A 24,786-nucleotide genomic window follows, 5' to 3' on the forward strand; every position below is an offset into this window, starting at 1 on the left:
TTGAGACAGCTTCTTTTTTTATACTATCTGTTCTAACATTTCGATATAGAGATCGATCCCTGCTCTAATTTCATCGATATAGATAAACTCATCCGCCATATGCGACCTTGCGCTATCACCAGGTCCCAACTTCAGAGAAGGGACAGGAATAAGAGCCTGATCGCTCATCGTCGGCGATCCATAGACGGCACGCCCCAGTGTAACACCTGCTTTGACAATTGGATGGGTTTCAGGAATGGAAGAAGACTTCAGACGCGTTGATCTCGCTGTGACCTCTGATTTGACATGAAACTTGATAATATCCAACGTCTCTTCATTCGAATAAGCATCTGTGGTTCTGACATCGACAACAAAGTTACAAGTAGCCGGTACCACATTATGTTGTGATCCCGCCTGAATTACTGTCACCGACATCTTAATCGGGCCTAAGGTTGACGAAGTCCTTTCAAACGTATAATTTTGAAACCATTCAATATCCCTAATCGCTTTGTAGATTGCATTATCGCCCTCATTACGTGCGGCATGTCCAGCTGTCCCTAATGCTGTACAATCCAACACCATCAGTCCCTTTTCTGCAATTGCCAAATCCAATAAGGTAGGTTCACCCACAATTGCAAAATCAATTGAACCGATATCATCCAAAACAGATTCTACACCGTTCTTACCTGAGATCTCTTCTTCGGCACTAGCGACAAGACAGAAGTTATACTTCAAGTCCGTCTGCTGGTAAAAATACAAAAATGTAGCTATCAATGATACCAAACAGCCTCCGGCATCGTTGCTCCCCAATCCGTACAATTTACCTTCCTCTACAGTCGCCGCCAAAGGATCTCTTGTATAACCTGTATTTGGTTTTACTGTATCGTGATGGGAGTTGAGTAATATCGTAGGTCTGGTGCTATCATAATGAGCGTTATATACCCAGACATTATTGCCTTTTCGATGTGTTTTGATATCACGCTCCTGAAAGAAGCGAACAATTAAATCCGCTGTGAACTCTTCCTCTTTACTTAAAGACGATAGTCCAATTAATTGTTTTAAAAGGGCCAGAGCATCTTCAAATAAGCCCTGCTTATCCTTCATGGTATAGTCCTCCTGCTTTATCCGCAGATAGTTTAATTCCTTTTATAAAAGCAGAACTAAAACCATTATGTTCCATTTCGTTCAATCCCGCTATTGTACAGCCCTTCGGTGATGTTACCTTATCAATCTCTCCTTCTGGATGAGCATTGGTGTGCAATAACAAATCAGCAGCGCCTTTTGCAGTTTGAACCGCCATCTTTAATGCATCATGCGCATGAAATCCGATTTCAACTCCACCTTGTGAAGCAGCACGGATCGCACGTAGGAAAAATGCAATACCGCAAGCACACAATGCCGTCGCCGATGTCATTAGGTCCTCATTAATAACAACGACTGAACCAACAGTTTCAAACATTTTCTCAACCTCCTTCAAACTGTCGTCTGAAGCATTGTCGCTGGCGATACACGTCATTGATTGCGCTATTGCAATTGCCGTATTAGGCATTGCTCGTATCACTGTGGCATCTGCCCCCAACTCTGCTTTTAAATCGGCACAAGAAACTCCCGACACAATAGAGACAAAAATCTGATTGGTCTTTTCAATTACAGGAGCCACTTCCACCAATACCTTTTTTAGTTGTTGAGGTAGGATTGCGAAAACAACAATATCAGCCCCCTTTACAGCGAGTTTATTATCATTACTTATTGAGAAGCCTTGGCGCGCTTCTTCGGCCAGTGCATTCAAATTTCTCCTCGTCAAGGTAATATCGGCAGCATGGGCAAATTCACTTTTTACAAGTCCTTTTGCCAAAGAAAGACCGATATTACCGCTTCCGATAATGGTGACCTTTTTCATAGCGATCGTTGGGTTTAGGTTAGATTTTTATTTTAATGTCAAGCAAGTGCCAAATTGTCCTTGTTGAAACAAATGCAAATTATTAGCATTTCCAATATAGACCTCTTGAACACCTTTATTTATAGCATTGAATGCATTTTGCAACTTAGGGATCATCCCGTCGTTCACTACGCCGGATTCCTTAAGATGTTCAAACTCTTCTGACTTAATCGTTGGGATTACCGAATTCTCATCTGTTACATCCCGTAAAACGCCGTTCTTCTCGAAACAATAAACCAAAGAAGTTTCATATAATGAAGCCAAAGACACCGCCAATGAAGAAGCTATTGTATCCGCGTTGGTATTGAGCAATTGTCCAAGGCCATTATGTGTAATAGCTGAAAACACAGGAACAAAACCCGCTTCCAAAAACTTTTTGATGGCCAAGGTATTTACAGAGTCATGTAACAAATCACCTACAAAACCATAATCGATATCTTTTACAGGACGCTTTATCGCTTTAATGACATCCCCATCAGCTCCGGTTAATCCGACAGCATCACATTTCAAATTTTGCAACTTCGCAACGATTGTCTTGTTTGTCAATCCGGCGTATACCATTGTTACAACGCGTAACATTTCCTCATTTGTCACACGCCGCCCTTCTACCATTTGGGCTTCGATGCCCAGTTCACTAGCCAAACGAGTTGCAATTTTACCTCCACCATGTACAAGAATCTTTTTCCCTGATAATGCGGAGAACTTTTCTAAAAAAGAATCCAATTGGCGTTCATCATCAATAATATTCCCGCCAATTTTAATAATATTTAATACACTATTAGCCATTACGCAACTTTTCCCAATAAAAATAGTTTTTCAAAAATCAATAGGATTGTACTATACCAAATCCTCTAACATACGTTTCAAAACAACCTGAGCAGCCCAAACACGGTTGCTGGCCTCTTTAATCACGAGTGAGTTTGGCCCATCCAAAATTTCTGAAGATAATTCGAGATCTCTTCGTACTGGCAAGCAATGCATAACTTTGGCATCATTTGTCAGCTTCAGCTTCTTATTATCCATCATCCAATCTTCATCAACACCATATACCTCGCCATATTCCTGATAAGAAGACCAGTTTTTCACATAGACAAAATCAGCATTCTTTAAACTTTCTTCAAGATCATTAGATATGGTTGCACCGGCTGTAAATTCTTCACTTAACTCATAGCCCATAGGTTGAGCTATCGTAAAATCAACCAATCCCTCTTCTTGCGCTTTACACATCCATTCTGCAAAAGAATTAGGTACCGCTTGAGGTAATGCCTTTACATGCGGAGCCCAAGCCAAAACCACTTTTGGTTTCTCGGTCTTTTTATACTCAGTGATGGTAATCATATCCGTCAAACTCTGTAGCGGATGCCGCGTTGCACTTTCTAAGGAAACAACAGGAACACCACAGTATTTAATGAATTTGTTGAATAAGTCTTCACTATAATCCTCTTCGCGATCTTTCAATTTTGGAAAGGAACGAAGTCCCAAAATATCACAATACTCGCCCATAACAGCAGCGGCTTCACGAATATGTTCAACAGTTGTCCCGTTCATCACAACACCATCCTGTGTTTCAAGAGCCCAACCATCTTTATCCATATTCATAACCATCACATTCATGCCCAAATTCATCGCCGCTTTTTGTGTGCTCAAACGTGTACGTAAACTGGGATTCAAAAATACAAGTCCCAGCGTTTTGTGTTGACCAAGATCCTGATTGTCATATGGTGCAGCTTTCAAATTTAACGCTTCTCGAACAACGTCCGCTACACTGGAAACATCCTTAACAGAGAAAAACTTTTTCATCTATATCTATTTATTCGAGTGCATCTTCAACGGCAATAAATAAGCGCGTCACACTCAGTATATATTTTAACTAATACAGTGCAATCAAATTTCCACAAGCTGAAACAGCCATTGGCCAATTTGACAGCATTTAGGGGTTTACGCAACCGTTACGGCCTTTACATGCTCCTTTAATGCAGATAAAAACTGATCCGCATGCTCTTTCGTCATATTCAGGGCAGGTAATAAGCGAATCACAAATGGCTTAGCCTCTCCCGTAAAGATACGGTTCTTTAACAAGAGATCCTTCTTCACATGACCCAACGATGCTGGAAGTTCGATACCGATCATTAATCCCCTACCTCTAACTTCAATAATTTCCTCTATTTGCTTCAATTCATTGATAAGATAGGTGCCGACTTGTGCAGCATTTTCCATAAGCTGATCTTGTTGGATGACCTCCAAAACAGCCAAAGCTGCCGCGCATGCAAGATGATTCCCCCCGAAGGTAGTACCCAAACTGCCGTAAGTAGCTTTAAATTTAGGCGATATACTTATTGCTCCGATTGGAAACCCATTGCCCATACCTTTTGCCATGGTATAAATATCAGCTTCGACGCCGGAATAATCCTGGGCGTAGAATAAGCCCGTCCTGCCGTAGCCACATTGTACTTCGTCTGCAATGAAAACTGCATTATATTGATCACAAAGAGACCGAATCAAACGAAGAAAAGAAACTGAAGCCTCCCGAATACCGCCAACTCCCTGAATACTCTCTACAATAACGGATGAAATTTCCTCACCATAAGATGCGAAAGCGCTGGTTAAAGCCTCTTCATCATTAAAAGGAAGAAAAACAATATTGTCCGTCTCGTTTACAGGAGCCACGATACTCGGATTGTCTGTTGCAGCAACAGCTAATGATGTGCGTCCATGAAATGCTTTTGAAAATGCAATAACCTTCTTTCTTTTGTTATAAAAGGAAGCTAATTTCAATGCATTTTCATTCGCTTCTGCGCCCGAATTACAAAGAAATAAATCATAATCAACCTTTCCCGACACTTCCCCCAACAATCGGGCAAGTTCACGCTGAATTGGAATTTCAACAGAATTAGAATAGAACGCAATGCGATTCAATTGCTCTGTTATACGTTGTACATAATGTGGGTGCGTGTGTCCGATCGATATCACAGCGTGGCCACCATACAAGTCCAAGTAAGCATTTCCTTCGGCATCCCACACCGTTGATCCATTAGCTTTTACTATGTTAATGGGATTAATGGGATAAACATCAAATGGTTTCATCTTAATGAATTATAGATTGATAAACGAAATAGCTTGTAATAGAAAAAGCTATCAGATTTTAGCAATACAAATATATTAGTTATAACGGTAGGAATGGTCATAAAATAAAAAAAGTCCTCTTAAAAAGAGGACTTTTTTATGTTAGATCAGCAGAATACTATTCTCCGTCTACTTTTTCTTCACCTTCTACTTCGGCTTTAACTTCTGCAGGAGCTTCAGTTTCGGCAGTAGCAGCTTTTTTAGCACCACCACGACGACGAGTCGCTTTTTTCTCAGCAGCAGCAGCTTTTTTACCGTAGATTTCGTTGTAATCAACTAGTTCGATGAAAGCCATTTCTGCGTTATCACCTAAACGGTTTTCCATTTTGATGATACGCGTGTAACCACCTGGACGGTTAGCTACTTTTTCAGAAATTTCGCGGAATAAGATAGAAACTGCGTCTTTATCTTTCAAATAAGCGAATACTGTACGACGAGAGTGTGTTGTGTCGTTTTTAGATTTAGTAATCAAAGGCTCAACATACGTACGTAACGCTTTAGCTTTAGCCAAAGTAGTTGTAATACGTTTGTGTAGGATTAATGATGTCGCCATGTTAGCCAACATTGCTTTTCTATGGCTATCCGTACGGCCTAAGTGATTTACTTTTTTTCCGTGTCTCATTTTGATTTTATTATACTAACCGTACCGTTTTTGTATAGTTCAAATAGGTGAAAATCACCTATTCAGACAGCCAAAAGGAATTACGACTAGTGGTCGCTTAATAAATTATTATTCTTCGTCTAATTTGTATTTCGCCAAGTTCATTCCGAATGATAAACCTTTTGATTTAACCAATTCTTGGATTTCACTTAACGATTTTTTACCGAAGTTTCTGAATTTCAACATATCAGCCACGTCATAAGTTACTAACTCAGCCAATGTGCGAATATCTGCAGCCTTCAAACAGTTCAATGCACGAACTGAAAGATCAAGATCTACTAATTCTGTTTTCAGAATCTTACGCATATGTAAGATTTCTTCATCAACAACTTTAGTTTCTTCTTTCGTTTGAGACTCAAGAAGCATATTCTCATCAGAGAATAGAATAAAGTGTTGAATTAAGATCTTAGCAGCTTCTTTCAAAGCTTCTTCGGGGTGAATTGAGCCATCAGTAGAGATATCCAACAACAATTTCTCGTAGTCAGTTTTTTGCTCTACACGGTAATTCTCAATGGTATATTTAACATTCTTGATCGGAGTAAAGATCGAATCGATTGCGATAACACCTACTGGAGCATCCACAACTTTATTCTCATCAGCATTTACGTATCCACGACCTTTGGCAATACTCAATTCCAATTCAATTGTCACTGAATTATCCATGTTACAGATTACCATGTCTGGGTTCAAGACCGTAAAGTTATTAGAGAATTTTGTGATATCACCAGCTAAGAATTGTTCTTGACCATTGATTACTACAAATACCTTTTCGTTGTCGCCAATCTCACCTGTTTTTTTGAAACGAATTTGTTTCAAGTTCAAGATAATTTCAGTTACGTCTTCAACAACACCTTTGATCGTTGAAAATTCGTGCGAAACGCCAGAAAACCTTATCGACGTAATTGCATATCCTTCTAAAGAGGACAATAGAATACGGCGCAAAGCATTACCAATGGTTACACCAAAACCAGGCTCCAATGGACGAAATTCAAACGTACCATCAAAATCCGTAGATTTTTGCATGATAACTTTATCCGGTCTTTGAAATGCTAAAATTGCCATTTATTTTCTTTTAATGTTTTATTTGTAATAATAATTGTAATACAATAGAAGATGCATACCCCAAAAATTGGACTATGCATTCTTCTATTTTATTTATTATTTAGAGTATAACTCAACGATTAAGTTCTCTTTAATGTTTTCAGGAATGTCAGCTCTTTCTGGATAGCTTAAGAAAGTACCTGTCAATTCTTTCGCATTCCACTCTAACCAAGAAAATTTATTTACAGTACGACCTGCAACTGAATTTGTGATGGCTTCAAGTGTTTGAGAACGTTCACGAACTGCTACAACGTCACCTGGACGCAAGCTATATGATGGAATGTTAACAACTTCACCGTTAACAGTAACGTGTTTGTGGGATACCAACTGACGAGCAGCGGCACGAGAAGTAGCGATACCTAAGCGGTAAACTACGTTATCCAAGCGAGCTTCTAACAATTTCAAGAAGATCTCACCTGTAATACCTTGTTTAGAGGCAGCTTTAACAAATAAGTTTGAGAACTGACGCTCCAATACACCGTAAGTGTATTTTGCTTTTTGTTTTTCTAACAACTGAATAGCATATTCAGATTGTTTACCTCTGCGTTTAGAAGCTCCATGTTGTCCAGGAGGGTAATTTTTCTTTTCTAACGCTTTATCTGGGCCGAAGATCGGCTCTCTAAATTTACGGGCAATTTTGGACTTAGGTCCTGTATATCTAGCCATTTTCTTTTACAATTAAAGTATCTATCAGCCTATAGCCGATGAATCTTATCTTTAAATTAATTAAACTCTTCTGCGTTTTGGAGGACGACAACCGTTGTGAGGAAGTGGAGTGATATCTTTGATAGTAGTCACATCGATTCCTACTGTTTGCAATGTTCTGATTGCCGATTCACGACCAGCACCAGGTCCTTTAACAAACACTTCAACTTTACGTAAACCCAAATCGTGAGCAACTTTTCCACAGTCTTGTGCAGCCTGACCAGCAGCATATGGCGTGTTCTTTTTAGAACCACGGAAACCCATTTTACCAGCACTAGACCAAGAAATAGTTTGACCTTGATTATTCGTCAAAGTTACAATGATATTGTTAAACGTTGCGTTAATGTGAGCCTGACCTACAGGTTCGATAACAACGATACGCTTTTTTGCAGCTTTTTTAGTTTTAGCCATTTCTTATTTATTATTTAGTAGCTTTTTTCTTGTTTGCAACTGTCTTACGTTTACCTTTACGAGTACGTGAGTTGTTTTTAGTACGTTGACCACGAACTGGTAAGTGTTTACGGTGACGCAATCCACGGTAACAACCGATATCCATTAAACGTTTGATGTTTAATTGAATTTCAGAACGCAATGCACCTTCAACTTTCAATTCGTCGTTAATGATGGCACGAATTGCTGCCAATTGATCATCATTCCACTCTTGTACCTTCACATCTTCGCTGATACCAGCTTTTTCCAAGATATATTCAGCTCTTGTACGACCGATACCAAAAATATAGGTAAGGCCGATCACACCTCTTTTGTTTTTAGGTAAATCAATACCTGCTATCCTTGCCATATAATATTAAGCTATTATTTTTTTAATGAATTAACCCTGACGTTGTTTAAACTTTGGGTTCTTTTTGTTGATTACAAAAACTTTACCTTTACGACGGATGATCTTACAGTCCGCGCTACGTTTTTTTATTGATGCTCTTACTTTCATGATATTTATTTTTTCAAAAGCTTGCGCTAATACAAGGGCTTACGGCTATTTATAGCGATAAGTAATCCTTCCTTTAGTCAAATCATACGGAGACATTTCCAATTTAACTTTATCACCAGGTAAAATTTTGATATAGTGCATGCGCATTTTACCAGAAATATGGGCAATGATTTCATGTCCATTTTCCAACTCTACCCTAAACATAGCATTAGAAAGTGCCTCTCTAATTATACCGTCTTGTTCTATTGAGGCTTGTTTAGCCATATATTCTCGATTAAATTTAATTTAAAAGCCTGCGAACAGGAGTGCAAAGATAAATAAAAATAATTGAAAACCAACTACTTTTTGTTCAAAACTTTCTCTACATGTTCGAATGTCAGCAACACATCTGGTTCTCCTTTTCGGATTGCAACCATCTGTTCAAAGTGCGCCGATAATTTCCCATCCACTGTACTTACTGTCCAACCATCATCCCAAAAACGAACACCCGCACGCCCTGCATTGATCATCGGTTCGATACAAATAACCAAACCTTCTTCCAATTTAGGACCAGCACCTCGTTTTCCATAATTAGGAACCTCAGGTTTTTCATGTAAGTGATAACCAACTCCGTGTCCAACCAGCTCGCGCACAATTCCGAATCCGAATTTACTCACATACTCCTGAACAGCTGAAGAAATATCCCCAACACGTTTACCAGCCACCGCCTGTTCAACACCTTTGTACAATGATTCCTTTGTTACATCCAGTAACAACTGTGCTTCTTCAGATATTTCACCTACACCAAAGGTGTATGCTGAATCACTGATAAAACCATTCAAATTGACACCACCATCGACCGAAACAAGATCTCCATCTTTAATTTCATAATCACTTGGAAAGCCGTGTACAATTTGATCGTTGACAGATATACACAAAGAATATGGAAATCCCTGATAATTTAAGAACGCAGGCGTTCCGCCGTTATCATGAATATACTCATAAGCTAATTTATCAAGAGATATAGTCTTTACCCCAGGCTTAATCACTTTTGCGATTTCACCAAGCAATTGCGAAAGCACATCTGCTGACTTTCGCAATTGCTCTATATCTTCTGCTGACTTATAAAATACTTTAGACATCTAAAGAAATTAAATTGCCGAATGATCCATTCCCTCAACAGACGCGGCCGAACGACCTTTAATACGACCTGTTTTCATTAATCCATCGTAATGACGCATCAATAAATGAGATTCGATCTGTTGCAAAGTATCCAACACCACACCTACTAAAATCAATAATGACGTACCACCGTAGAAGTGCGCAAATTGATTGTTAATACCAAACAAACTTGCAATAGCAGGTAGAATAGCAATGATCGCTAAGAAAATTGCACCTGGAAATGTAATATTTGATATTACGCGGTCTATAAAATTACTAGTTTCCAATCCCGGTTTAATACCTGGTACAAAACCTCCGTTCTTCTTCATGTCGTCCGACATCTGTTGTGGGTTCACCATAATCGCTGTATAGAAAAACGTAAATGCGATAATTAACACCGCAAATGTCACGTTGTATGCAACAGAAGTATAGTTACTCAACGAAGTCAAAAATTCCGACTGAAGATTTGGGAAGAACTGTCCTAAACTCATTGGCACAAACATGATTGCCTGCGCAAAAATGATAGGCATTACACCTGCAGCATTTACCTTTAACGGTATATACTGACGTACTCCACCGACTTGCTTGTTTCCAACGATTTTCTTCGCGTATTGTACAGGGATCTTACGAACACCTTGTACGATCAAGATCGTAAAGATCACAACAAAGAACAAAGCTACAAATTCAAGCAACAATGGAATTGGACCACCACCACCTTTCGCCATTCTAGAAACCCATTCCGCAGTGATACCACTTGGCAATTGAGCGATAATACCAGTCATGATGATCAAAGAAATACCATTACCGATACCTTTATCCGTAATTTTCTCTCCTAACCACATCACAAATAAAGTACCGCCTGTCAAAACTATAGCAGTCAGAATAGTGAATAATGGGTCAGCTATTGTCTTAGCACTTGGCTCGATTTGAGTACGTACATAAGCAAAAGCTTGAAGCAAAGTAATCCCTAAAGTTAAATAGCGAGTAATTTGATTCATTTTTTGACGACCACTTTCCCCTTCCTTCTGCATCTTTTGGAAGTAAGGAACCGCGATGCCCAGCAATTGAACAACAATGGATGCCGAGATATATGGCATTACCCCTAAAGCAAAGATAGCCGAACGAGAGAATGATCCTCCCGCAAACATATCCAGTAAGCCCAATAAACCCTCTTTTTGACCAGAAGCCAAAGCATGAGGATTTACACCTGGTAATACCACGTGACATCCAATACGGTAAATCAAAAGAAAAAGTAAGGTATTTAGAATACGCGTACGTAAATCATCGATTTTCCAAATATTGGTTAAGGTTGTGATTAGTTTCTTCATTTATTAAATTTTAACGATAGAACCGCCTGCAGCTTCAATAGCTTTTTGAGCAGAAGCAGTAAACGCGTGCGCTGTTACTTCAACTTTAGCTTTCAACTCACCGCGACCCAAGATTTTAACTTTGTCATTTTTAGACACTAAACCATGAGCTTTCAATGCGTCGAAATCTACAGCTGTTAAATTGTATTTCTCGATCAACGCTTGTAAAGTATCTAAGTTTACACCATTATACTCAACACGGTTGATGTTTTTGAAACCAAATTTAGGCACACGACGTTGCAAAGGCATTTGACCACCTTCGAAACCGATTTTCGTAGAGTGACCTGAACGAGAACCAGCACCTTTGTGACCACGTGTTGAAGTACCACCACGACCAGAACCAGTACCACGGCCAATACGTTTGCTACTTTTTACTGCACCTTTTGCAGGTTTTAAATTACTTAAGTTCATTTTTAAACTAAATTGTGCTAGCCCTTCGCTCTCACTAAACAGGTACTAGCGATTAAAAAATAATGATTATTAATAACAAGTAATGGAAGAAGCCCAAAGACCTCTTCCATATGCTAATATTAAATAGTTTCGATAGCTACTAAATGGTTTACTTTACGTACCATTCCAATAATTGATGGAGTAGCTTCAACTTCTACTGAGTGGTTGATTCTTTTCAAACCCAATGCCTCAATAGTTTTCTTTTGGCGCTCGCTTCTGTCGATAACGCTCTTTATCTGGGTGATTTTGATTTTTGCCATGATAATTAACCGTTAAATACTTTATTCAAATCGACACCGCGGTGTTGTGCTACTGTATACGCATCACGCATATCTGCTAAAGCAGTTACAGTTGCTTTTACCACGTTGTGTGGGTTAGAAGAACCTAATGATTTAGCCAATACATCTTTGATACCAGCAGACTCCAATACTGCACGCATTGCACCACCTGCTAAAACTCCTGTACCACCTACAGCTGGTTTAATCAAAACTGAACCACCAGAATATTTACCATATTGTGCGTGCGGAACAGTACCTTTGATAATAGGAACTTTTACCAAATTTTTCTTTGCGTCATCGATACCTTTCGTGATTGCTTCAGTTACCTCTTTAGCTTTACCTAAACCGTAACCAACGATACCGTTTTCATCACCTACTACAACAATTGCAGAGAAGCTGAAAGTACGACCACCTTTAGTAACTTTAGCTACACGTTGGATACTTACTAAGCGATCTTTTAATTCAATTTCGCTTGATTTTACTCTTTTTATATTGCTTAATGCCATTTCTTTCTATGATTAAAAGTCTAAACCGCCTTCGCGAGCACCTTCAGCCAAAGATTTGATACGGCCATGGTATAAGTACCCATTACGGTCAAAAACTACTTTATTAATACCTGCTGCTAATGCTTTTTCAGCCACCAATTTACCTACAGCTTTAGATTGATCAACCTTGTTACCAGATGCAACAAACTCTTTTGACAAGCTAGATGCAGCAACTAATGTTTTGCCTGCATTGTCATCAATGATTTGCGCATAGATACCTTTGTTACTTCTAAAAACCGATAAACGTGGACGTTCAGACGTTCCAGCAAGGTTTTTTCTGATTCCTTTTTTGATTCTCTCTCTACGAGATGCTTTTTGTCCTGCCATGATTATTATTTTTTAGCTGATTTACCTGCTTTTCTTCTCAATACTTCACCTGCAAACTTGACACCTTTTCCTTTGTAAGGTTCTGGTTTACGGAAGCCACGGATTTTAGCCGCTACCTGACCGATCAATTGTTTGTCAGCACACTCTAAAGTGATTGTAGGGTTTTTACCTTTGTCAGCAGTAGTTGATACTTTAACCTCGTTTGGCAATACAAAAACAATCTGGTGAGAGAAACCTAAAGTTAACTCTAATACATTACCAGTACTTGAAGCACGGTAACCTACACCGACTAACTCTTGCGTAGTTTTGTAACCTTCAGTCACACCGTGAACCATGTTAGCCAACAGGGAACGGTATAGACCGTGTAATGCTTTGTGTTTCTTTTGATCAGTTGGACGTGTTACAACGATATTACCCTCTTCTTGAGCAATCGTGATGTCACGGTCAACTTGTTGTGTTAATTCGCCTTTAGGACCTTTTACTGAAACTAAGTTTTTGTCCGAAATAGTAACAGTTACCCCAGCAGGGATAGCGATAGGCGCTTTTCCAATTCTTGACATTTCTTTGTGCTTTTACCTAGATTAATAAACGTAACATAAAACTTCACCACCAACATTTTGAAGTCTAGCTTCCTTATCTGTCATTACACCTTTCGATGTTGACAAGATAGCAATACCTAAACCGTTCAAAACACGAGGCATAGTATCAACGCTTGCATACTTTCTTAAACCAGGTTTACTCACACGTGTCAACGTACGAATAGCCGGAATTTTGCTAATTGGATTATATTTCAATGCGATTTTGATCGTACCCTGTACGCCATTCTCATCGAATTTGTAATTAGCAATGTAACCTTTGTCAAAAAGAACTTTAGTGATCTCTTTTTTTAGGTTCGATGCAGGAATTTCAACAACCCTGTGGTTGGCCTTGATGGCATTCCTTACTCGTGTAAGGTAATCCGCAATTGGATCTGTAGTCATTATATATGAAAATTTGTGACAGCGGTTTCCCTCCCAACCATTGGTATGGGACCTTCTATCTGTTAAACAATTTTAAAATGCAAAAACCCCGGCAATCCTCAGTTGAATTGCCCGGGCAAAATTAAGTATTTTTTTTTAATTACCAAGAAGCTTTTTTCACCCCTGGGATTTTGCCATCTAAAGCCATCTCACGGAATGTTACACGAGAGATACCGAATTGACGCATATATCCTTTAGGACGACCAGTCAATTTACAACGATTGTGTAAACGTACTGGAGAAGCATTTTTAGGCAATTTATCTAATGCAACGTAATCGCCAGCAGCTTTTAATTCTGCACGTTTTGCCGCATATTTAGCTACCAATTTAGCGCGTTTTACTTCGCGTGCTTTTAATCCTTCTTTAGCCATTGTTATTAGTATTTTGATTTTTAAATGGTAAACCGAATTGTTTCAACAATTCTAAAGCCTCAACATCATTTTGAGCAGAAGTCACGAAAGTGATGTCCATACCTTGGATCTTGTTGATTTTGTCAATGTTGATCTCAGGGAAAATGATTTGCTCAGTGATACCTAAGTTATAGTTACCACGTCCGTCAAAGCCTTTATCGTTGATACCGCGGAAGTCACGAATACGTGGAAGCGATACTGCTACCAAACGGTCCAAGAACTCAAACATATTGTTGTCACGTAAAGTAACACGTGCCCCTACAGGCATACCTTTACGTAATTTAAAGTTTGAAATATCTTTTTTCGATTTTGTAGCAACGGCTTGTTGACCTGTGATTAAAGTCAACTCAGCGATAGCGTTATCGATTAATTTTTTGTCAGCTGTTGCAGCTCCTACGCCTTGTGAAACAACGATTTTCTCAAGTTTAGGAACCTGCATAATACTTTTATACTGAAATTTTTCTTGAAGTGCTTTACGGATTTCCTCCGCATATTTCACTTTTAATCTTGGTACGTAAGTCATTATTTAATTTCCTCCCCTGATTTTTTAGCGTAACGAACTAATTTACCATCTGCATTTAACTTACGACCTACACGTGTAGTTGCACCTGTTTTAGGATCGATAACAGCTAAATTAGAGATGTGAATACCAGCTTCTTTCTCAATGATACCACCATTAGGATTAGCTGCACTTGGTTTAGTGTGTTTTTTTACGATGTTAGCGCCCTCAACGATAGCTCTATTTTTATCCACTAAAACAGTTAATACTTTTCCTTGAACACCTTTAGAGTTACCAGCGATAACTTTCACTAAATCACCTTTTTTAATTTTGATTTTGTGCGTAGTTGTTTTTGTTTTCTGTGCCATAATTATAAAACCTCCGGTGCTAATGATACAATTTTCATGAACTGTTTCTCACGCAACTCTCTAGCAACAGGGCCAAAGATACGTGTACCACGTGGTTCATCATTATTATTTAATAATACAGCGGCGTTATCATCGAAACGGATGTATGAACCATCTTTACGACGGATTTCCTTTTTCGTTCTAACCACTACTGCTTTAGAAACGGAACCTTTTTTCACGTTTCCTGAAGGCATAGCGCTTTTCACCGATACAACAATCTTATCTCCGATTGATGCATAACGCTTGCGCGTACCGCCCAATACACGGATTACTAAAACTTGTTTAGCACCGCTATTGTCAGCTACATTAAGTCTTGATTCTTGTTGTACCATGTTATTTAGCTCTTTCTATAATTTCTACTAATCTCCAGTTTTTTGTTTTACTCAGCGGACGAGTTTCCATAATTAATACCGTATCGCCGATACCGCAGGTATTAGTTTCGTCATGAGCTTTAAATTTAGTAGTTTTTTTAACGAACTTACCATAGATCGGGTGTTTCACTTTACGTTCCACTGATACCACGATAGACTTGTCCATCTTGTTGCTAACTACTAAGCCGATTCTTGTTTTTCTTAAATTTCTTTCCATTTCGACTTTAAATTTTACGCCTCAGAGGCTGTTTCATTTTTAGCTGCAGCTTTGCGTGCACTGATCTCTGTACTGATACGAGCGATAGTTTTGCGTGCTGCTTTGATCACGTTAGGGTTCTCAATAGCTGAAACAGCATGTGCAAATTTCAATTTTGTAAGGGCTGTTTTCTCTTCTACAAGACGAGCTTTTAAGTCCTCATTAGATAATTCTAAAATTTCTGAATTTTTCATGTTTTTTCAGTTGTTATTTGGGTTATCATCGCTTTATATATAGCGTTAGGGGTAACGGCCCTAACGCTTAAATGATGACATTACCAAGATTTTTATGCTTCAACGTAGTCTCTACGAATCACAAACTTAGTTTGAACCGGAAGTTTTTGAGCTGCAAGGCGTAAAGCTTCTTTGGCAATTTCCAAAGGCACACCTTCTGCTTCAAATAACATACGGCCTGGGCGTACTACTGCAACCCAGTATTCTGGAGCACCCTTACCTTTACCCATACGTACCTCTGCAGGTTTTTTCGTAACAGGTTTGTCAGGGAAAATACGAATCCAAACTTGACCTTCACGTTTCATATAACGTGTAACCGCAATACGAGCTGCCTCGATTTGACGACTAGTGATCCATGCTTGCTCCATTGTTTTGATACCGAAAGAACCGAAAGCTAACTCCGCTCCACGAGAAGCGTTACCTTTCATGCGGCCTTTCTGCATCTTTCTGAACTTCGTTCTTTTTGGCTGTAACATGTTCGTATACTTTTTAAATCTGCTTTTTCAGCAGGTTTTTGTTGTAATCTAAATAACTATTAATCTTTTTTCGGACCACGGTTGCTTCCACCACGGTTGTTTCCACCACGGTTGTTTCCACCGCGACCACCTTTGTTGTTACGGTTGTCACGACGTTCGCCACCACCTTCGTGGTTGCCACGTGATTTTACACCAGATGCTTGACCAATGTTTGGAGATAAGTCACGTTTACCGTAAACCTCACCTTTACAGATCCAAACTTTGATACCAATTTTACCGTATGTAGTCAATGCTTCAGCTAAAGCGTAGTCGATATCAGCACGCAATGTGTGTAAAGGAGTTCTTCCTTCTTTGTATTGTTCAGTACGCGCCATTTCAGCACCACCTAAACGACCAGAACACATGATTTTGATACCTTCTGCACCCATACGCATGGTAGAAGCGATTGAAGTTTTCATTGCACGACGGAATGAAATACGCGCCTCTAATTGTTTAGCGACACCTTCAGCTACTAACTTAGCATCTAACTCAGGGCGTTTGATCTCGAAAATGTTGATTTGAACATCCTTTTTAGTCAGTTTTTTCAACTCTTCTTTGATCTTGTCAACTTCTTGACCACCTTTACCGATAACGATACCTGGACGAGCAGTGTGAATTGTAACAGTGATACGTTTTAAAGTTCTTTCGATAACAACTTTAGCTACACCACCTTTTGCAATACGAACAGAAAGATATTTTCTGATTTTTTCGTCTTCAACTAATTTATCGGAATAGTTTTTACCTCCGAACCAGTTAGAATCCCAACCTTTGATGATTCCTAATCTGCTACCTATTGGATTTGCTTTTTGTCCCATTTCTCAATAAATTAGTTTTGTTCAACGTTTAATTTGCTATCAACTACCAACGTAACGTGATTTGAACGTTTACGAACTCTGTATCCGCGACCTTGAGGAGCCGGACGCAATCTTTTCAATTGACGACCACCACCTACTGATACTTCTTTTACATATAGTTCGCTTTCTTCCACTGATTTACCTTCGTTTTTGGCTTCCCAGTTTTTGATTGCAGATAATAATAATTTTTCTACACGAGCAGCAGCTTCTTTACTTGAGTGTTTCAAAATGTAAATTGCATTTTCAACACGTTGACCGCGAATTAAGTCTACCACCAAACGCATCTTACGAGGCGAAGTCGGGCAGTTCAATAATTTGGCATCCGAAGCTCCTCCTTGTTGAGCTTTCTCTTGCTCTTTACGTTGTCTAATTAAGACAGACTTTTTAAGTTTTTTTGTTGCTTCCATTACCTATTATTTTTTCTTTTCTGCGTGGCCTCTGAATGTACGCGTAGGCGCGAATTCACCAAGCTTGTGACCTACCATATTCTCTGTTACATAAACAGGGATAAATTTATTCCCGTTGTGCACTGCGAAGGTATGGCCAACAAAATCAGGTGAAATCATTGATCTACGAGACCATGTTTTGATAACTGACTTTTTGTTAGTTTCATTCATAGAAAGAACTTTTCTTTCTAAGTTGTGATCGATATAAGGACCTTTTTTAATTGAACGAGCCATTATTTTTTCCTTCTCTCAATGATGTAACGATTCGATGTTTTCTTCTTGTAACGTGTTTTGAAGCCTTTAGCTAATACACCTGTACGTGAGCGTGGGTGACCTCCTGAAGTACGGCCTTCACCACCACCCATAGGGTGATCTACTGGGTTCATCGCAACACCACGAACTCTTGGACGACGACCTAACCAACGTTTGCGACCTGCTTTACCTAACACTTGGTTAGATCTTTCATGGTTCGATACTGAACCAATTGTAGCAACACAAGTCAATAAGATCATACGTGTTTCGCTCGAAGGCAATTTGATGATGGCATATTTACCATCACGAGCAGACAATTGAGCATAAGTACCAGCCGAACGAGCAATTGAACCACCTTGACCAGGATTTAATTCAATGTTGTGGATGATAGAACCCAATGGAATGTTTGCTAATGGTAATGTATTACCAACTTCTGGGGCAACTTTATCACCTGCGATTACAGTTTGACCAACTACTAAACCAGCTGGAGCAAGGATGTAACGTTTTTCACCATCAGCGTAATGCAACAAGGCAATACGAGCAGTACGATTTGGATCGTACTCGATAGTAGCTACTTTTGCAGGGATATCTTTTTTATCGCGTTTGAAATCAATTAATCGGTATACTTTTTTATGTCCCCCACCGAGATAACGCATAGTCATTTTACCGGAGTTATTACGACCGCCTGATTTCTTGTTGATTTTTACTACTAACGATTTTTCAGGAACGTTTGTAGTAACATCAGAGTAGTCAGCGCCTACTCTAAAACGAGTACCAGGGGTTACCGGTTTGAATCTTTTAACTGCCATTTTGTATTATATAGTACTGTAAAAGTCAATAGTTTCGCCGTCTTTAATCGTAATGACAGCCTTTTTATACTTAGGAGCTCTACCAGATACGAAACCTGCTTTTGTGTAACGGCTTTTTGCTTTACCAGCTACTACTGCAGTGTTTACAGCAAGAACTGTAACACCAAACATAGCCTCAACAGCTGCTTTAATCTGGATTTTGTTTGCTCTGTGATCTACTTTGAAAGCGTAACGGTTTAATTTTTCCGTTAACAAAGAAGCTTTCTCAGTCAAGATAGGTTTTTTAATAATTTCCATATTACTTAGCTAATGCTTCCTCCAAAGTTTTAACAGAATCTGTAGTCAACAATAATTTTGTTGCGTTCAATACATCATATGTATTTAAATCAGCTGCAACAATAACTTTTGCTTTTTTCAAGTTTCTGCTTGATTTATAAACAATCTCATCGTAAGCTGGTAATACCAACAATGTTTTCTCATCAGCTACGTTCAACGCATTTATTAAAGCAACATAGTTTTTAGTTTTGATAGCATCGAATTTTACTTCATCCAATACCACAATGTTATTATCTTTTGCTTTGTAAGATAACGCTGATTTACGTGCTACTTGTTTCAATTTTTTGTTCAATTTGAACGAGTAGTCACGAGGTTGAGGACCGAATACACGACCACCACCATTAAACAATGGAGATTTGATAGAACCCGCACGAGCACCACCAGTACCTTTTTGTTTGTGTAATTTACGAGTAGAACCCGCGATTTCGTTACGTTGTTTAGATTTGTGAGTTCCTTGGCGTTGGTTCGCTAAGTATTGTTTCACATCCAAATAGATCGCATGATCGTTAGGCTCTAACCCAAATACCGACTCAGGAAGTTGCACCTTGGCACCCGTTTCTTTACCTGATAAATTTAAAACTTTAACTTCCATCTCTACTATTTGTCTACGATTACATAAGAACCTTTAGCTCCTGGAATGGAACCACTAACAACGATAAGGTTTTGCTCAGCGTAAACTTTCAACACCTGTAAGTTTTGAACTTTAACTCTGTCACCACCTGTACGACCAGCCATGCGCATACCTTTGAATACGCGTGAAGGCCATGATGAAGCACCTAATGAACCTGGAGCACGTAATCTGTTGTGCTGACCGTGAGTCGCACCACCTACACCACCAAATCCATGACGTTTCATTACACCTTGGAAACCTTTACCTTTTGAAGTACCAACTACATCTACGAATTCGCCTTCCTCGAAAAGTGTAACGTCAACTACGTCACCAAGTTGTTTTGCATCTGGGAAAGTTTTAAACTCTACCAACTTACGCTTAGGCGTTGTGTTTGCTTTCGCAAAGTGCCCTTTCAAAGGAGCTGTCGTGTTTTTCTCCTTAGCTTCGTCGAAACCAAGTTGAATTGCCGAGTAGCCATCCTTTTCTTCCGTACGTATCTGCGTAACCACGCACGGCCCGGCCTGAATCACTGTACAAGGAATATTTTTCCCATCAGCGTTAAACAGGCTCGTCATTCCTACTTTTTTTCCAATAATACCTGACATGTTGTAAATTAATTAATTAAAAGTCCTTCGAAGCAGTAGGGCTTCGCTCAAGACATACTATTCCCTTTAAGGGACTGCAAAGTTACAAACATTTTTATAACTGTCAAATAATTAGTGAATTATTTTTTTTTATTTTCTACTTCTTTTAAAACCACTCCCCTATTTTTACGATTTGTCCTTTCAAGATTCCTTACATCGAATAATGCCCCAAAAAAAATAAAATTAGCACCCAAATCCATACTGCCATACAGCTGTCATAAGTTGCGCTAATTTTGAACTGTCATACAACACGTCAGGTGATGTATCGCTTACTAAAATTTTAAATACAAAAATCATGAAAACAGAAATCATTTCGAAGAACGAGCTACTTCAACATTGGCTAGGCCATAGAAACCTAACAAGACAGACTATTGAAAAATTTCCAGAAGAAGGATTGTTCAATTACAAGGTAGAAGGCATGCGCACTTTTGCAGATATGATTAAGGAGCTACTGGGTATTGCTGTTCCAGGTCTCCAGGAAATTGTCAACAACAAAAGTGGCAAACTCAACGAGAATCTCAGTTATTCGACCAAAGCACAATTACTGCAGGCTTGGGATGAAGCTACTCCTCAGATCAGTGAACTGTTCAATCAAATTCCAGAAGAACGTTTTGCCGAAGAGTTCAATTTATTTGGACAATACAAATCCCCCATTATCCATAGCATATTTTATTTTATTGACAACGAGATCCACCATCGTGGTCAAGCTTTTGTCTATTTACGCTTACTGGGTATCCAACCACCATTTTTTTGGGAAAGGGGTTAATAACTGATACAGACAACGGAAGTTTTCTCCTGACATGGATCAAAAACTTTTTAGTACAATTTACAGTTTAACTTGTTCGGCATCCTCCCTTTCCGCCGAACAAGTTTTTCCTTTACCATAGTAAAGAATCCTGATTACTTCATTTACAGCTAAACTTGCTCCAAAGCAGATGAAAGCAAACCTCTGACAACATCTTTTAGCGATTCGGGTTCAATTATGCGACCTTTATCCGCAAACATCAGATACCAGCGCGCAAACCCATTCTCCATATTCATGCAGTCAAAATGCATTTCCACATAGTTATCGGTTACAATTTCTTCTTGGAAACCAAAATAGTGACGATCCCACTCCATATACCTAGCCATTTCTTTATCCACTTGCACCACCACTTTGGTTGTCGGCACTTGATGCCGCTTACTCAGAAAGAAAGATAGTTCGGGATGCTCTTTTCCAAAATCTTCAGCAAGTATTCTAATATTGTTTATCCTATCCAAGCGGAATTGCCTATAATCTTGTCGCAATCTACAAAAAGCAAGTACATACCAAAACTTGCTCTCCACAAAAATACCCACAGCTTCGATTTCACGCCTTTCTGGAGTTTTATCGGAAGGTTTGGAATAATAGATTTCCACACATTTCTTTGCTGCGATGCTTTCGATCAGAATATTGGTGCCATGGGTTAGCTTCTCATTGAATTGATGACGCCCACCGCGCACCAGAAAGTTATCCCCAACTAAGGCTACCTGTTCTTTTTCGTTGCCCCGTAATATAGCTTTCATTTTCAGCAATGCCGTGGTAAAATGATGAGCAAGATTCCGGTCTGTATATTTTTCAACTAATTTCTCTGCTGCGACAAAACTCAATGCCTCTTCCCTTGTAAATTGCAAAGGTGGCATCTTATATCCCTCCACCAAAGAATAACCGCTTCCCGCTTCACCATAAATAGGTACCCCTGCCTGCATCAGGGAACGAATATCTCTATATATGGTACGCTGACTCACTTCATATCGTTCTGCCAACGCTGCAGCTGTCACAACAGGTTTAGCTTGCAGATGCATATAAATAGCGAGTATACGGTCAAATCTCTTCTGGATATCGGTCATAGGGATAAAGATACAAAATCTAGGCTTTAACGCTACAAAAGTTAAGTTTGAGCACTCCTGTTAAGGAAAACAATAAATTAATAGGATTTTATTAAATAACAGGGAGTTAATAGGGACTTTATACGGACTTAATAGGGACCTCATTCGGATGAAAGCGTATAATATCCGATTTATCTACGGATAATATTTATTTAAAATCTGTACTAATCAAAAAGGCACCTCCACCTCTGTTTTATATGGGATAGAACCGACGCTATGTTTCAAGATATAGCCCCCTGCTTCCTTAAAATAGCTGCCCCAATGAAGACATTGAGACAGCAACATTAATTATTATGTGTATCTTAATTGCTTCCGACATCTAATGATGTACAGCCAGTATCGCTCAAATAGACATTTTCGAAAGTGTAATATTGTCCGGAGCCCGAATGACCGCAACTCATCGCATACCACATTGTTAACCAACTAGGGCAACTTGCATAAATATCATAATTTCCACTTTGAATATTAACGGGATAGGAAAGCGTATTCGCAGGGACTACAACATGCTGTGTGGTTCCTCCTGGAAAATTCCCACTAAAGGTCAAATAAATAGGGGAATTACTAAAGTTATACACATAAAAGTCGAATGTGCTACTTAGTGTTTTAATATTCGTTTTGGTATTTTTTTTTTCACCAACGTTTTCTGTAGAAATTACATTTCGTTTATTAGATAGTTTTATAGCTGGTACACTCAAATCTCTAGCTTGAACGAACAAACCGGTGACAATAAATAACGCAAAGGCTATTATAAATGATTTTTTTAACATAATTCAAAAGTGTTTATAAATAATTGACTATTTCAATAAGCTTTTTTTGAGATATAGCTTATCAACAATTGGCTTCTGCCTTAACTAAATCATAAGTGACCTCCTTTCTTTTAGATAAATTGACTAAAGTTTCTCAATCCTTAGCGAATGATGCCTCATCGTTAATAATTATGGTCGAAAAATCCATGGCGCATCGCATTAAAAAATCTTCCGTAAAAAAATAGGTTTACTATCTATAAATCCGTCCAAATGATTACTTAACCAAAGTGTACTAGTTTGAAATACAAAAACTTACCGACCTCTAAAAAAAACACTAATCAGTGCAATTTCAATAAATCTGACTTTACTTTGTTCTTTTCATTCTTTATTAGATTTATGCTATTGGTAACTTATAAACGGAGCGGTATAGATCTGACAATTCGAGTGACAGATCTCGCTAAATATGATGTGTCTATCGCGACTATTATAACAGGAGATGATCCAATGAAAATATGGGGTTGGTTGGAACGGCATTTTTCCGGGTGCACGAACGGCTAAAACTGTCCCTAAAACAACACTCATTTTAGGAACAGTTTAAAGGTCCCTTATCGCCTATTGTTTAATCACTTTCTCGCCATCAAGCAATCGATTATACCGCACCAATGCTTCTACATAATAGTAATCGGCATAGGTTAAAGGCACATCTACCTCTGTTTTATGTGGAATAGAACCGACGCTATGTTTCAAGATATATCCCCCTGCTTCTTTATAATCTGCTTTGTAGGGTTTAGATGATAAAGACCGCAACATCTGCTCGGCCTTTGAAATATAGAGCTGGCTTTCACTACCTGTTGTGTATTGTGCCAATTCCAGCAAAGCCGAGGCCGTTACTGAAGCTGTCGACACATCGCGAAGATCTTTTTGGCTATAATATTTACTGTCCGGTGTAAGCTTGTTTTGGTCCATATCCCAATAGGGAATTAGATCTTTTGGAAGGTTGGGATGATTCAGATAAAACTGCGCAATATGCCGCGCTTGCTCCAAATATTTCTTGTCGCCGGTCTCACGGTACATCATCGTATAACCATAAAGTCCCCAAGACTGTCCCCTAGCCCATGCAGACTCGTCAAAAGCACCTTGGGCAGTCTTTCTCGAAATAAAACGTCCATCTTTTGGATTGTAATCCACGACATGATAGGAACTATAATCTTTTCGATAGTGATTGACCATTGTTGTATTTGCATGCGTTATAGCGATATCACGATAGCGCTTATCACCTGTCATCTTGGAAACTTCCGTCAAAAACTCCAGGTTCATCATATTGTCGATGATTACCGGATAGGTCCAAGGCTGCCCATCCCAGTTTTTTCCACCGTCCCATGAACGGATAGTTTTGGGTGCTTCGTGAAAGCGTGTTGCCAACGAGGCTGCTCCAGTACTTAAAATTTCCTTATATGCAGCCGAATCTCCCGTCAAGCGTAACGCATTCCCAAAGCTGCAGTACAACATAAAGCCCAAATCATGTGTTCCCTTGTTGTTCTTTTCCTTCTCGAGTTCTTTTAATTTGCTTTTTGCTTCCGTCAAAAGTTTTTCATCCTTGGTATACTCGTATAAGTATAACACTGTACCGGGATAAAAGCCCGAGCACCACCAACTTGAACCCCAATTCACATATTTACCATCTTTATACGTCGTCGGCATATCCGATTCATTGATCGATGCGGCAAGGTAGGCGATTTGTTTATGTGCATCTTCCAAATTTGTGCGAACAAATTCTTTGTCAAGTCCCAATTTCACTGCTCCTAGGTTTCGCTGACTGGAACAGGAAATTCCCTGCATTCCTAGCCCGATCATTAAAGCTCCCGTAATATAGTGTTGTATCTTCATTTTATCCAATCCTTAATCTTTTGC

Annotated in this window: 38 protein-coding genes; 1 reads left to right on the plus strand and 37 read right to left on the minus strand. The window is 39.0% G+C overall.

Annotated features, from left to right (window positions below):
• Positions 1 to 18: 18 nt before the first annotated feature.
• From B2O97_RS10775 to rplC, 34 genes are all read right to left on the minus strand, one after another.
• Positions 19 to 1,083 (minus strand): M20 family metallo-hydrolase, encoded by a 1,065-nt coding sequence (locus B2O97_RS10775; RefSeq protein WP_286767382.1) that lies wholly within the window; start codon positions 1,081 to 1,083, stop codon positions 19 to 21.
• A complete protein-coding gene (gene proC / locus B2O97_RS10780; RefSeq protein WP_286754814.1) occupies positions 1,073 to 1,879 on the minus strand; it encodes a pyrroline-5-carboxylate reductase in 807 nt (268 codons plus the stop codon). Before proC ends, B2O97_RS10775 begins: the two co-directional genes overlap by 11 nt.
• A 27-nt stretch (positions 1,880 to 1,906) precedes the next feature.
• Positions 1,907 to 2,704, minus strand: a complete 798-nt coding sequence (gene argB, locus B2O97_RS10785) for an acetylglutamate kinase (protein ID WP_115047047.1) — start codon at positions 2,702 to 2,704, stop codon at positions 1,907 to 1,909.
• Between the two features lie 51 nt (positions 2,705 to 2,755).
• The gene (locus B2O97_RS10790; RefSeq protein WP_286767383.1) at positions 2,756 to 3,718 is read right to left on the minus strand and encodes an acetylornithine carbamoyltransferase; all 963 of its coding nucleotides are present in this window, start codon (positions 3,716 to 3,718) and stop codon (positions 2,756 to 2,758) included.
• A 138-nt stretch (positions 3,719 to 3,856) separates the two neighbouring features.
• Complete coding sequence (locus B2O97_RS10795; RefSeq protein ID WP_115047043.1) at positions 3,857 to 5,002, minus strand: aspartate aminotransferase family protein; 1,146 nt, start codon at positions 5,000 to 5,002, stop codon at positions 3,857 to 3,859.
• Positions 5,003 to 5,159: 157 nt separating this feature from the next.
• Positions 5,160 to 5,663, minus strand: a complete 504-nt coding sequence (rplQ, locus tag B2O97_RS10800) for a 50S ribosomal protein L17 (RefSeq protein ID WP_070570394.1) — start codon at positions 5,661 to 5,663, stop codon at positions 5,160 to 5,162.
• Between the two features lie 108 nt (positions 5,664 to 5,771).
• The gene (locus B2O97_RS10805) at positions 5,772 to 6,764 is read right to left on the minus strand and encodes a DNA-directed RNA polymerase subunit alpha (RefSeq protein WP_046674887.1); all 993 of its coding nucleotides are present in this window, start codon (positions 6,762 to 6,764) and stop codon (positions 5,772 to 5,774) included.
• Positions 6,765 to 6,860: 96 nt separating this feature from the next.
• Positions 6,861 to 7,469 (minus strand): 30S ribosomal protein S4, encoded by a 609-nt coding sequence (rpsD, locus tag B2O97_RS10810; RefSeq protein WP_046674886.1) that lies wholly within the window; start codon positions 7,467 to 7,469, stop codon positions 6,861 to 6,863.
• Positions 7,470 to 7,529: 60 nt separating this feature from the next.
• Entirely contained in the window at positions 7,530 to 7,919 is a 390-nt protein-coding gene (rpsK, locus tag B2O97_RS10815) for a 30S ribosomal protein S11 (protein ID WP_046674885.1), read from the minus strand.
• 10 nt (positions 7,920 to 7,929) lie between these two features.
• Complete coding sequence (gene rpsM / locus B2O97_RS10820; protein WP_286767384.1) at positions 7,930 to 8,307, minus strand: 30S ribosomal protein S13; 378 nt, start codon at positions 8,305 to 8,307, stop codon at positions 7,930 to 7,932.
• Positions 8,308 to 8,337: 30 nt separating this feature from the next.
• Entirely contained in the window at positions 8,338 to 8,454 is a 117-nt protein-coding gene (gene ykgO / locus B2O97_RS10825; RefSeq protein WP_013665024.1) for a type B 50S ribosomal protein L36, read from the minus strand.
• Between the two features lie 45 nt (positions 8,455 to 8,499).
• Entirely contained in the window at positions 8,500 to 8,718 is a 219-nt protein-coding gene (infA, locus tag B2O97_RS10830; protein WP_002997456.1) for a translation initiation factor IF-1, read from the minus strand.
• A 74-nt stretch (positions 8,719 to 8,792) separates the two neighbouring features.
• Positions 8,793 to 9,575 carry a type I methionyl aminopeptidase gene (gene map / locus B2O97_RS10835; protein ID WP_046674883.1) on the minus strand — a complete coding sequence of 261 codons (783 nt, stop codon included), beginning with the start codon at positions 9,573 to 9,575 and terminating at the stop codon, positions 8,793 to 8,795.
• 9 nt (positions 9,576 to 9,584) lie between these two features.
• Positions 9,585 to 10,922: a preprotein translocase subunit SecY gene (secY, locus tag B2O97_RS10840; protein ID WP_046674882.1), complete on the minus strand. Its 1,338-nt coding sequence runs from the start codon at positions 10,920 to 10,922 to the stop codon at positions 9,585 to 9,587.
• A 3-nt stretch (positions 10,923 to 10,925) separates the two neighbouring features.
• Entirely contained in the window at positions 10,926 to 11,372 is a 447-nt protein-coding gene (rplO, locus tag B2O97_RS10845; RefSeq protein WP_046674881.1) for a 50S ribosomal protein L15, read from the minus strand.
• Between the two features lie 119 nt (positions 11,373 to 11,491).
• The gene (gene rpmD / locus B2O97_RS10850) at positions 11,492 to 11,671 is read right to left on the minus strand and encodes a 50S ribosomal protein L30 (RefSeq protein WP_046674880.1); all 180 of its coding nucleotides are present in this window, start codon (positions 11,669 to 11,671) and stop codon (positions 11,492 to 11,494) included.
• A 5-nt stretch (positions 11,672 to 11,676) separates the two neighbouring features.
• Positions 11,677 to 12,195 carry a 30S ribosomal protein S5 gene (gene rpsE, locus B2O97_RS10855; protein WP_112373920.1) on the minus strand — a complete coding sequence of 173 codons (519 nt, stop codon included), beginning with the start codon at positions 12,193 to 12,195 and terminating at the stop codon, positions 11,677 to 11,679.
• Between the two features lie 12 nt (positions 12,196 to 12,207).
• Positions 12,208 to 12,570 carry a 50S ribosomal protein L18 gene (gene rplR, locus B2O97_RS10860; RefSeq protein WP_172462327.1) on the minus strand — a complete coding sequence of 121 codons (363 nt, stop codon included), beginning with the start codon at positions 12,568 to 12,570 and terminating at the stop codon, positions 12,208 to 12,210.
• Positions 12,567 to 13,121 (minus strand): 50S ribosomal protein L6, encoded by a 555-nt coding sequence (gene rplF, locus B2O97_RS10865; RefSeq protein ID WP_088160090.1) that lies wholly within the window; start codon positions 13,119 to 13,121, stop codon positions 12,567 to 12,569. Before rplF ends, rplR begins: the two co-directional genes overlap by 4 nt.
• 21 nt (positions 13,122 to 13,142) lie before the next feature.
• Positions 13,143 to 13,544, minus strand: a complete 402-nt coding sequence (gene rpsH / locus B2O97_RS10870; protein ID WP_223584601.1) for a 30S ribosomal protein S8 — start codon at positions 13,542 to 13,544, stop codon at positions 13,143 to 13,145.
• Positions 13,545 to 13,680: 136 nt separating this feature from the next.
• Entirely contained in the window at positions 13,681 to 13,950 is a 270-nt protein-coding gene (gene rpsN, locus B2O97_RS10875) for a 30S ribosomal protein S14 (protein ID WP_028071569.1), read from the minus strand.
• Positions 13,943 to 14,512, minus strand: a complete 570-nt coding sequence (gene rplE / locus B2O97_RS10880) for a 50S ribosomal protein L5 (RefSeq protein ID WP_046674875.1) — start codon at positions 14,510 to 14,512, stop codon at positions 13,943 to 13,945. Before rplE ends, rpsN begins: the two co-directional genes overlap by 8 nt.
• Positions 14,512 to 14,856 (minus strand): 50S ribosomal protein L24, encoded by a 345-nt coding sequence (rplX, locus tag B2O97_RS10885; RefSeq protein WP_070570406.1) that lies wholly within the window; start codon positions 14,854 to 14,856, stop codon positions 14,512 to 14,514. Before rplX ends, rplE begins: the two co-directional genes overlap by 1 nt.
• 2 nt (positions 14,857 to 14,858) lie before the next feature.
• A complete protein-coding gene (gene rplN, locus B2O97_RS10890) occupies positions 14,859 to 15,227 on the minus strand; it encodes a 50S ribosomal protein L14 (protein WP_046674873.1) in 369 nt (122 codons plus the stop codon).
• 1 nt (position 15,228) lies between these two features.
• Positions 15,229 to 15,483, minus strand: a complete 255-nt coding sequence (rpsQ, locus tag B2O97_RS10895) for a 30S ribosomal protein S17 (RefSeq protein ID WP_046674872.1) — start codon at positions 15,481 to 15,483, stop codon at positions 15,229 to 15,231.
• A 14-nt stretch (positions 15,484 to 15,497) separates the two neighbouring features.
• Positions 15,498 to 15,716 carry a 50S ribosomal protein L29 gene (gene rpmC / locus B2O97_RS10900; RefSeq protein ID WP_046674871.1) on the minus strand — a complete coding sequence of 73 codons (219 nt, stop codon included), beginning with the start codon at positions 15,714 to 15,716 and terminating at the stop codon, positions 15,498 to 15,500.
• Positions 15,717 to 15,808: 92 nt separating this feature from the next.
• Positions 15,809 to 16,231 (minus strand): 50S ribosomal protein L16, encoded by a 423-nt coding sequence (gene rplP, locus B2O97_RS10905; protein ID WP_046674870.1) that lies wholly within the window; start codon positions 16,229 to 16,231, stop codon positions 15,809 to 15,811.
• A 59-nt stretch (positions 16,232 to 16,290) separates the two neighbouring features.
• Positions 16,291 to 17,085 (minus strand): 30S ribosomal protein S3, encoded by a 795-nt coding sequence (rpsC, locus tag B2O97_RS10910; RefSeq protein ID WP_046674869.1) that lies wholly within the window; start codon positions 17,083 to 17,085, stop codon positions 16,291 to 16,293.
• Positions 17,086 to 17,096: 11 nt separating this feature from the next.
• A complete protein-coding gene (rplV, locus tag B2O97_RS10915; RefSeq protein WP_046674868.1) occupies positions 17,097 to 17,531 on the minus strand; it encodes a 50S ribosomal protein L22 in 435 nt (144 codons plus the stop codon).
• 6 nt (positions 17,532 to 17,537) lie between these two features.
• Positions 17,538 to 17,804, minus strand: coding sequence for a 30S ribosomal protein S19 (gene rpsS / locus B2O97_RS10920; RefSeq protein ID WP_002997495.1), 267 nt, complete (start codon positions 17,802 to 17,804; stop codon positions 17,538 to 17,540).
• Complete coding sequence (gene rplB / locus B2O97_RS10925) at positions 17,804 to 18,631, minus strand: 50S ribosomal protein L2 (RefSeq protein WP_046674867.1); 828 nt, start codon at positions 18,629 to 18,631, stop codon at positions 17,804 to 17,806. Before rplB ends, rpsS begins: the two co-directional genes overlap by 1 nt.
• Before the next feature lie 6 nt (positions 18,632 to 18,637).
• Positions 18,638 to 18,928: a 50S ribosomal protein L23 gene (gene rplW, locus B2O97_RS10930; RefSeq protein ID WP_046674866.1), complete on the minus strand. Its 291-nt coding sequence runs from the start codon at positions 18,926 to 18,928 to the stop codon at positions 18,638 to 18,640.
• Between the two features lies 1 nt (position 18,929).
• Positions 18,930 to 19,559, minus strand: a complete 630-nt coding sequence (gene rplD, locus B2O97_RS10935) for a 50S ribosomal protein L4 (protein ID WP_046674865.1) — start codon at positions 19,557 to 19,559, stop codon at positions 18,930 to 18,932.
• A gap of 5 nt (positions 19,560 to 19,564) precedes the next feature.
• Entirely contained in the window at positions 19,565 to 20,182 is a 618-nt protein-coding gene (rplC, locus tag B2O97_RS10940) for a 50S ribosomal protein L3 (protein WP_104385215.1), read from the minus strand.
• Between the two features lie 334 nt (positions 20,183 to 20,516).
• Between rplC and B2O97_RS10945 the strand changes: the two genes are divergently transcribed.
• Complete coding sequence (locus B2O97_RS10945; RefSeq protein WP_115047041.1) at positions 20,517 to 20,987, plus strand: DinB family protein; 471 nt, start codon at positions 20,517 to 20,519, stop codon at positions 20,985 to 20,987.
• Between the two features lie 149 nt (positions 20,988 to 21,136).
• Here the strand turns inward: B2O97_RS10945 and B2O97_RS10950 are convergent, their stop codons facing one another.
• The 3 genes from B2O97_RS10950 to B2O97_RS10960 all read right to left on the minus strand — a co-directional run bounded on the left by B2O97_RS10950 (position 21,137) and on the right by B2O97_RS10960 (position 24,762).
• Positions 21,137 to 22,090: a helix-turn-helix transcriptional regulator gene (locus B2O97_RS10950; RefSeq protein ID WP_286767385.1), complete on the minus strand. Its 954-nt coding sequence runs from the start codon at positions 22,088 to 22,090 to the stop codon at positions 21,137 to 21,139.
• Between the two features lie 341 nt (positions 22,091 to 22,431).
• Positions 22,432 to 22,896 carry a hypothetical protein gene (locus B2O97_RS10955; RefSeq protein ID WP_286767386.1) on the minus strand — a complete coding sequence of 155 codons (465 nt, stop codon included), beginning with the start codon at positions 22,894 to 22,896 and terminating at the stop codon, positions 22,432 to 22,434.
• Between the two features lie 591 nt (positions 22,897 to 23,487).
• Positions 23,488 to 24,762 (minus strand): glycoside hydrolase family 88 protein, encoded by a 1,275-nt coding sequence (locus tag B2O97_RS10960; protein WP_286767387.1) that lies wholly within the window; start codon positions 24,760 to 24,762, stop codon positions 23,488 to 23,490.
• Between the last annotated feature and the right edge of the window lie 24 nt (positions 24,763 to 24,786).

The sequence above is a fragment of the Sphingobacterium sp. UBA865 genome (assembly GCF_002295765.1).
Lineage (GTDB): Bacteria > Bacteroidota > Bacteroidia > Sphingobacteriales > Sphingobacteriaceae > Sphingobacterium > Sphingobacterium multivorum.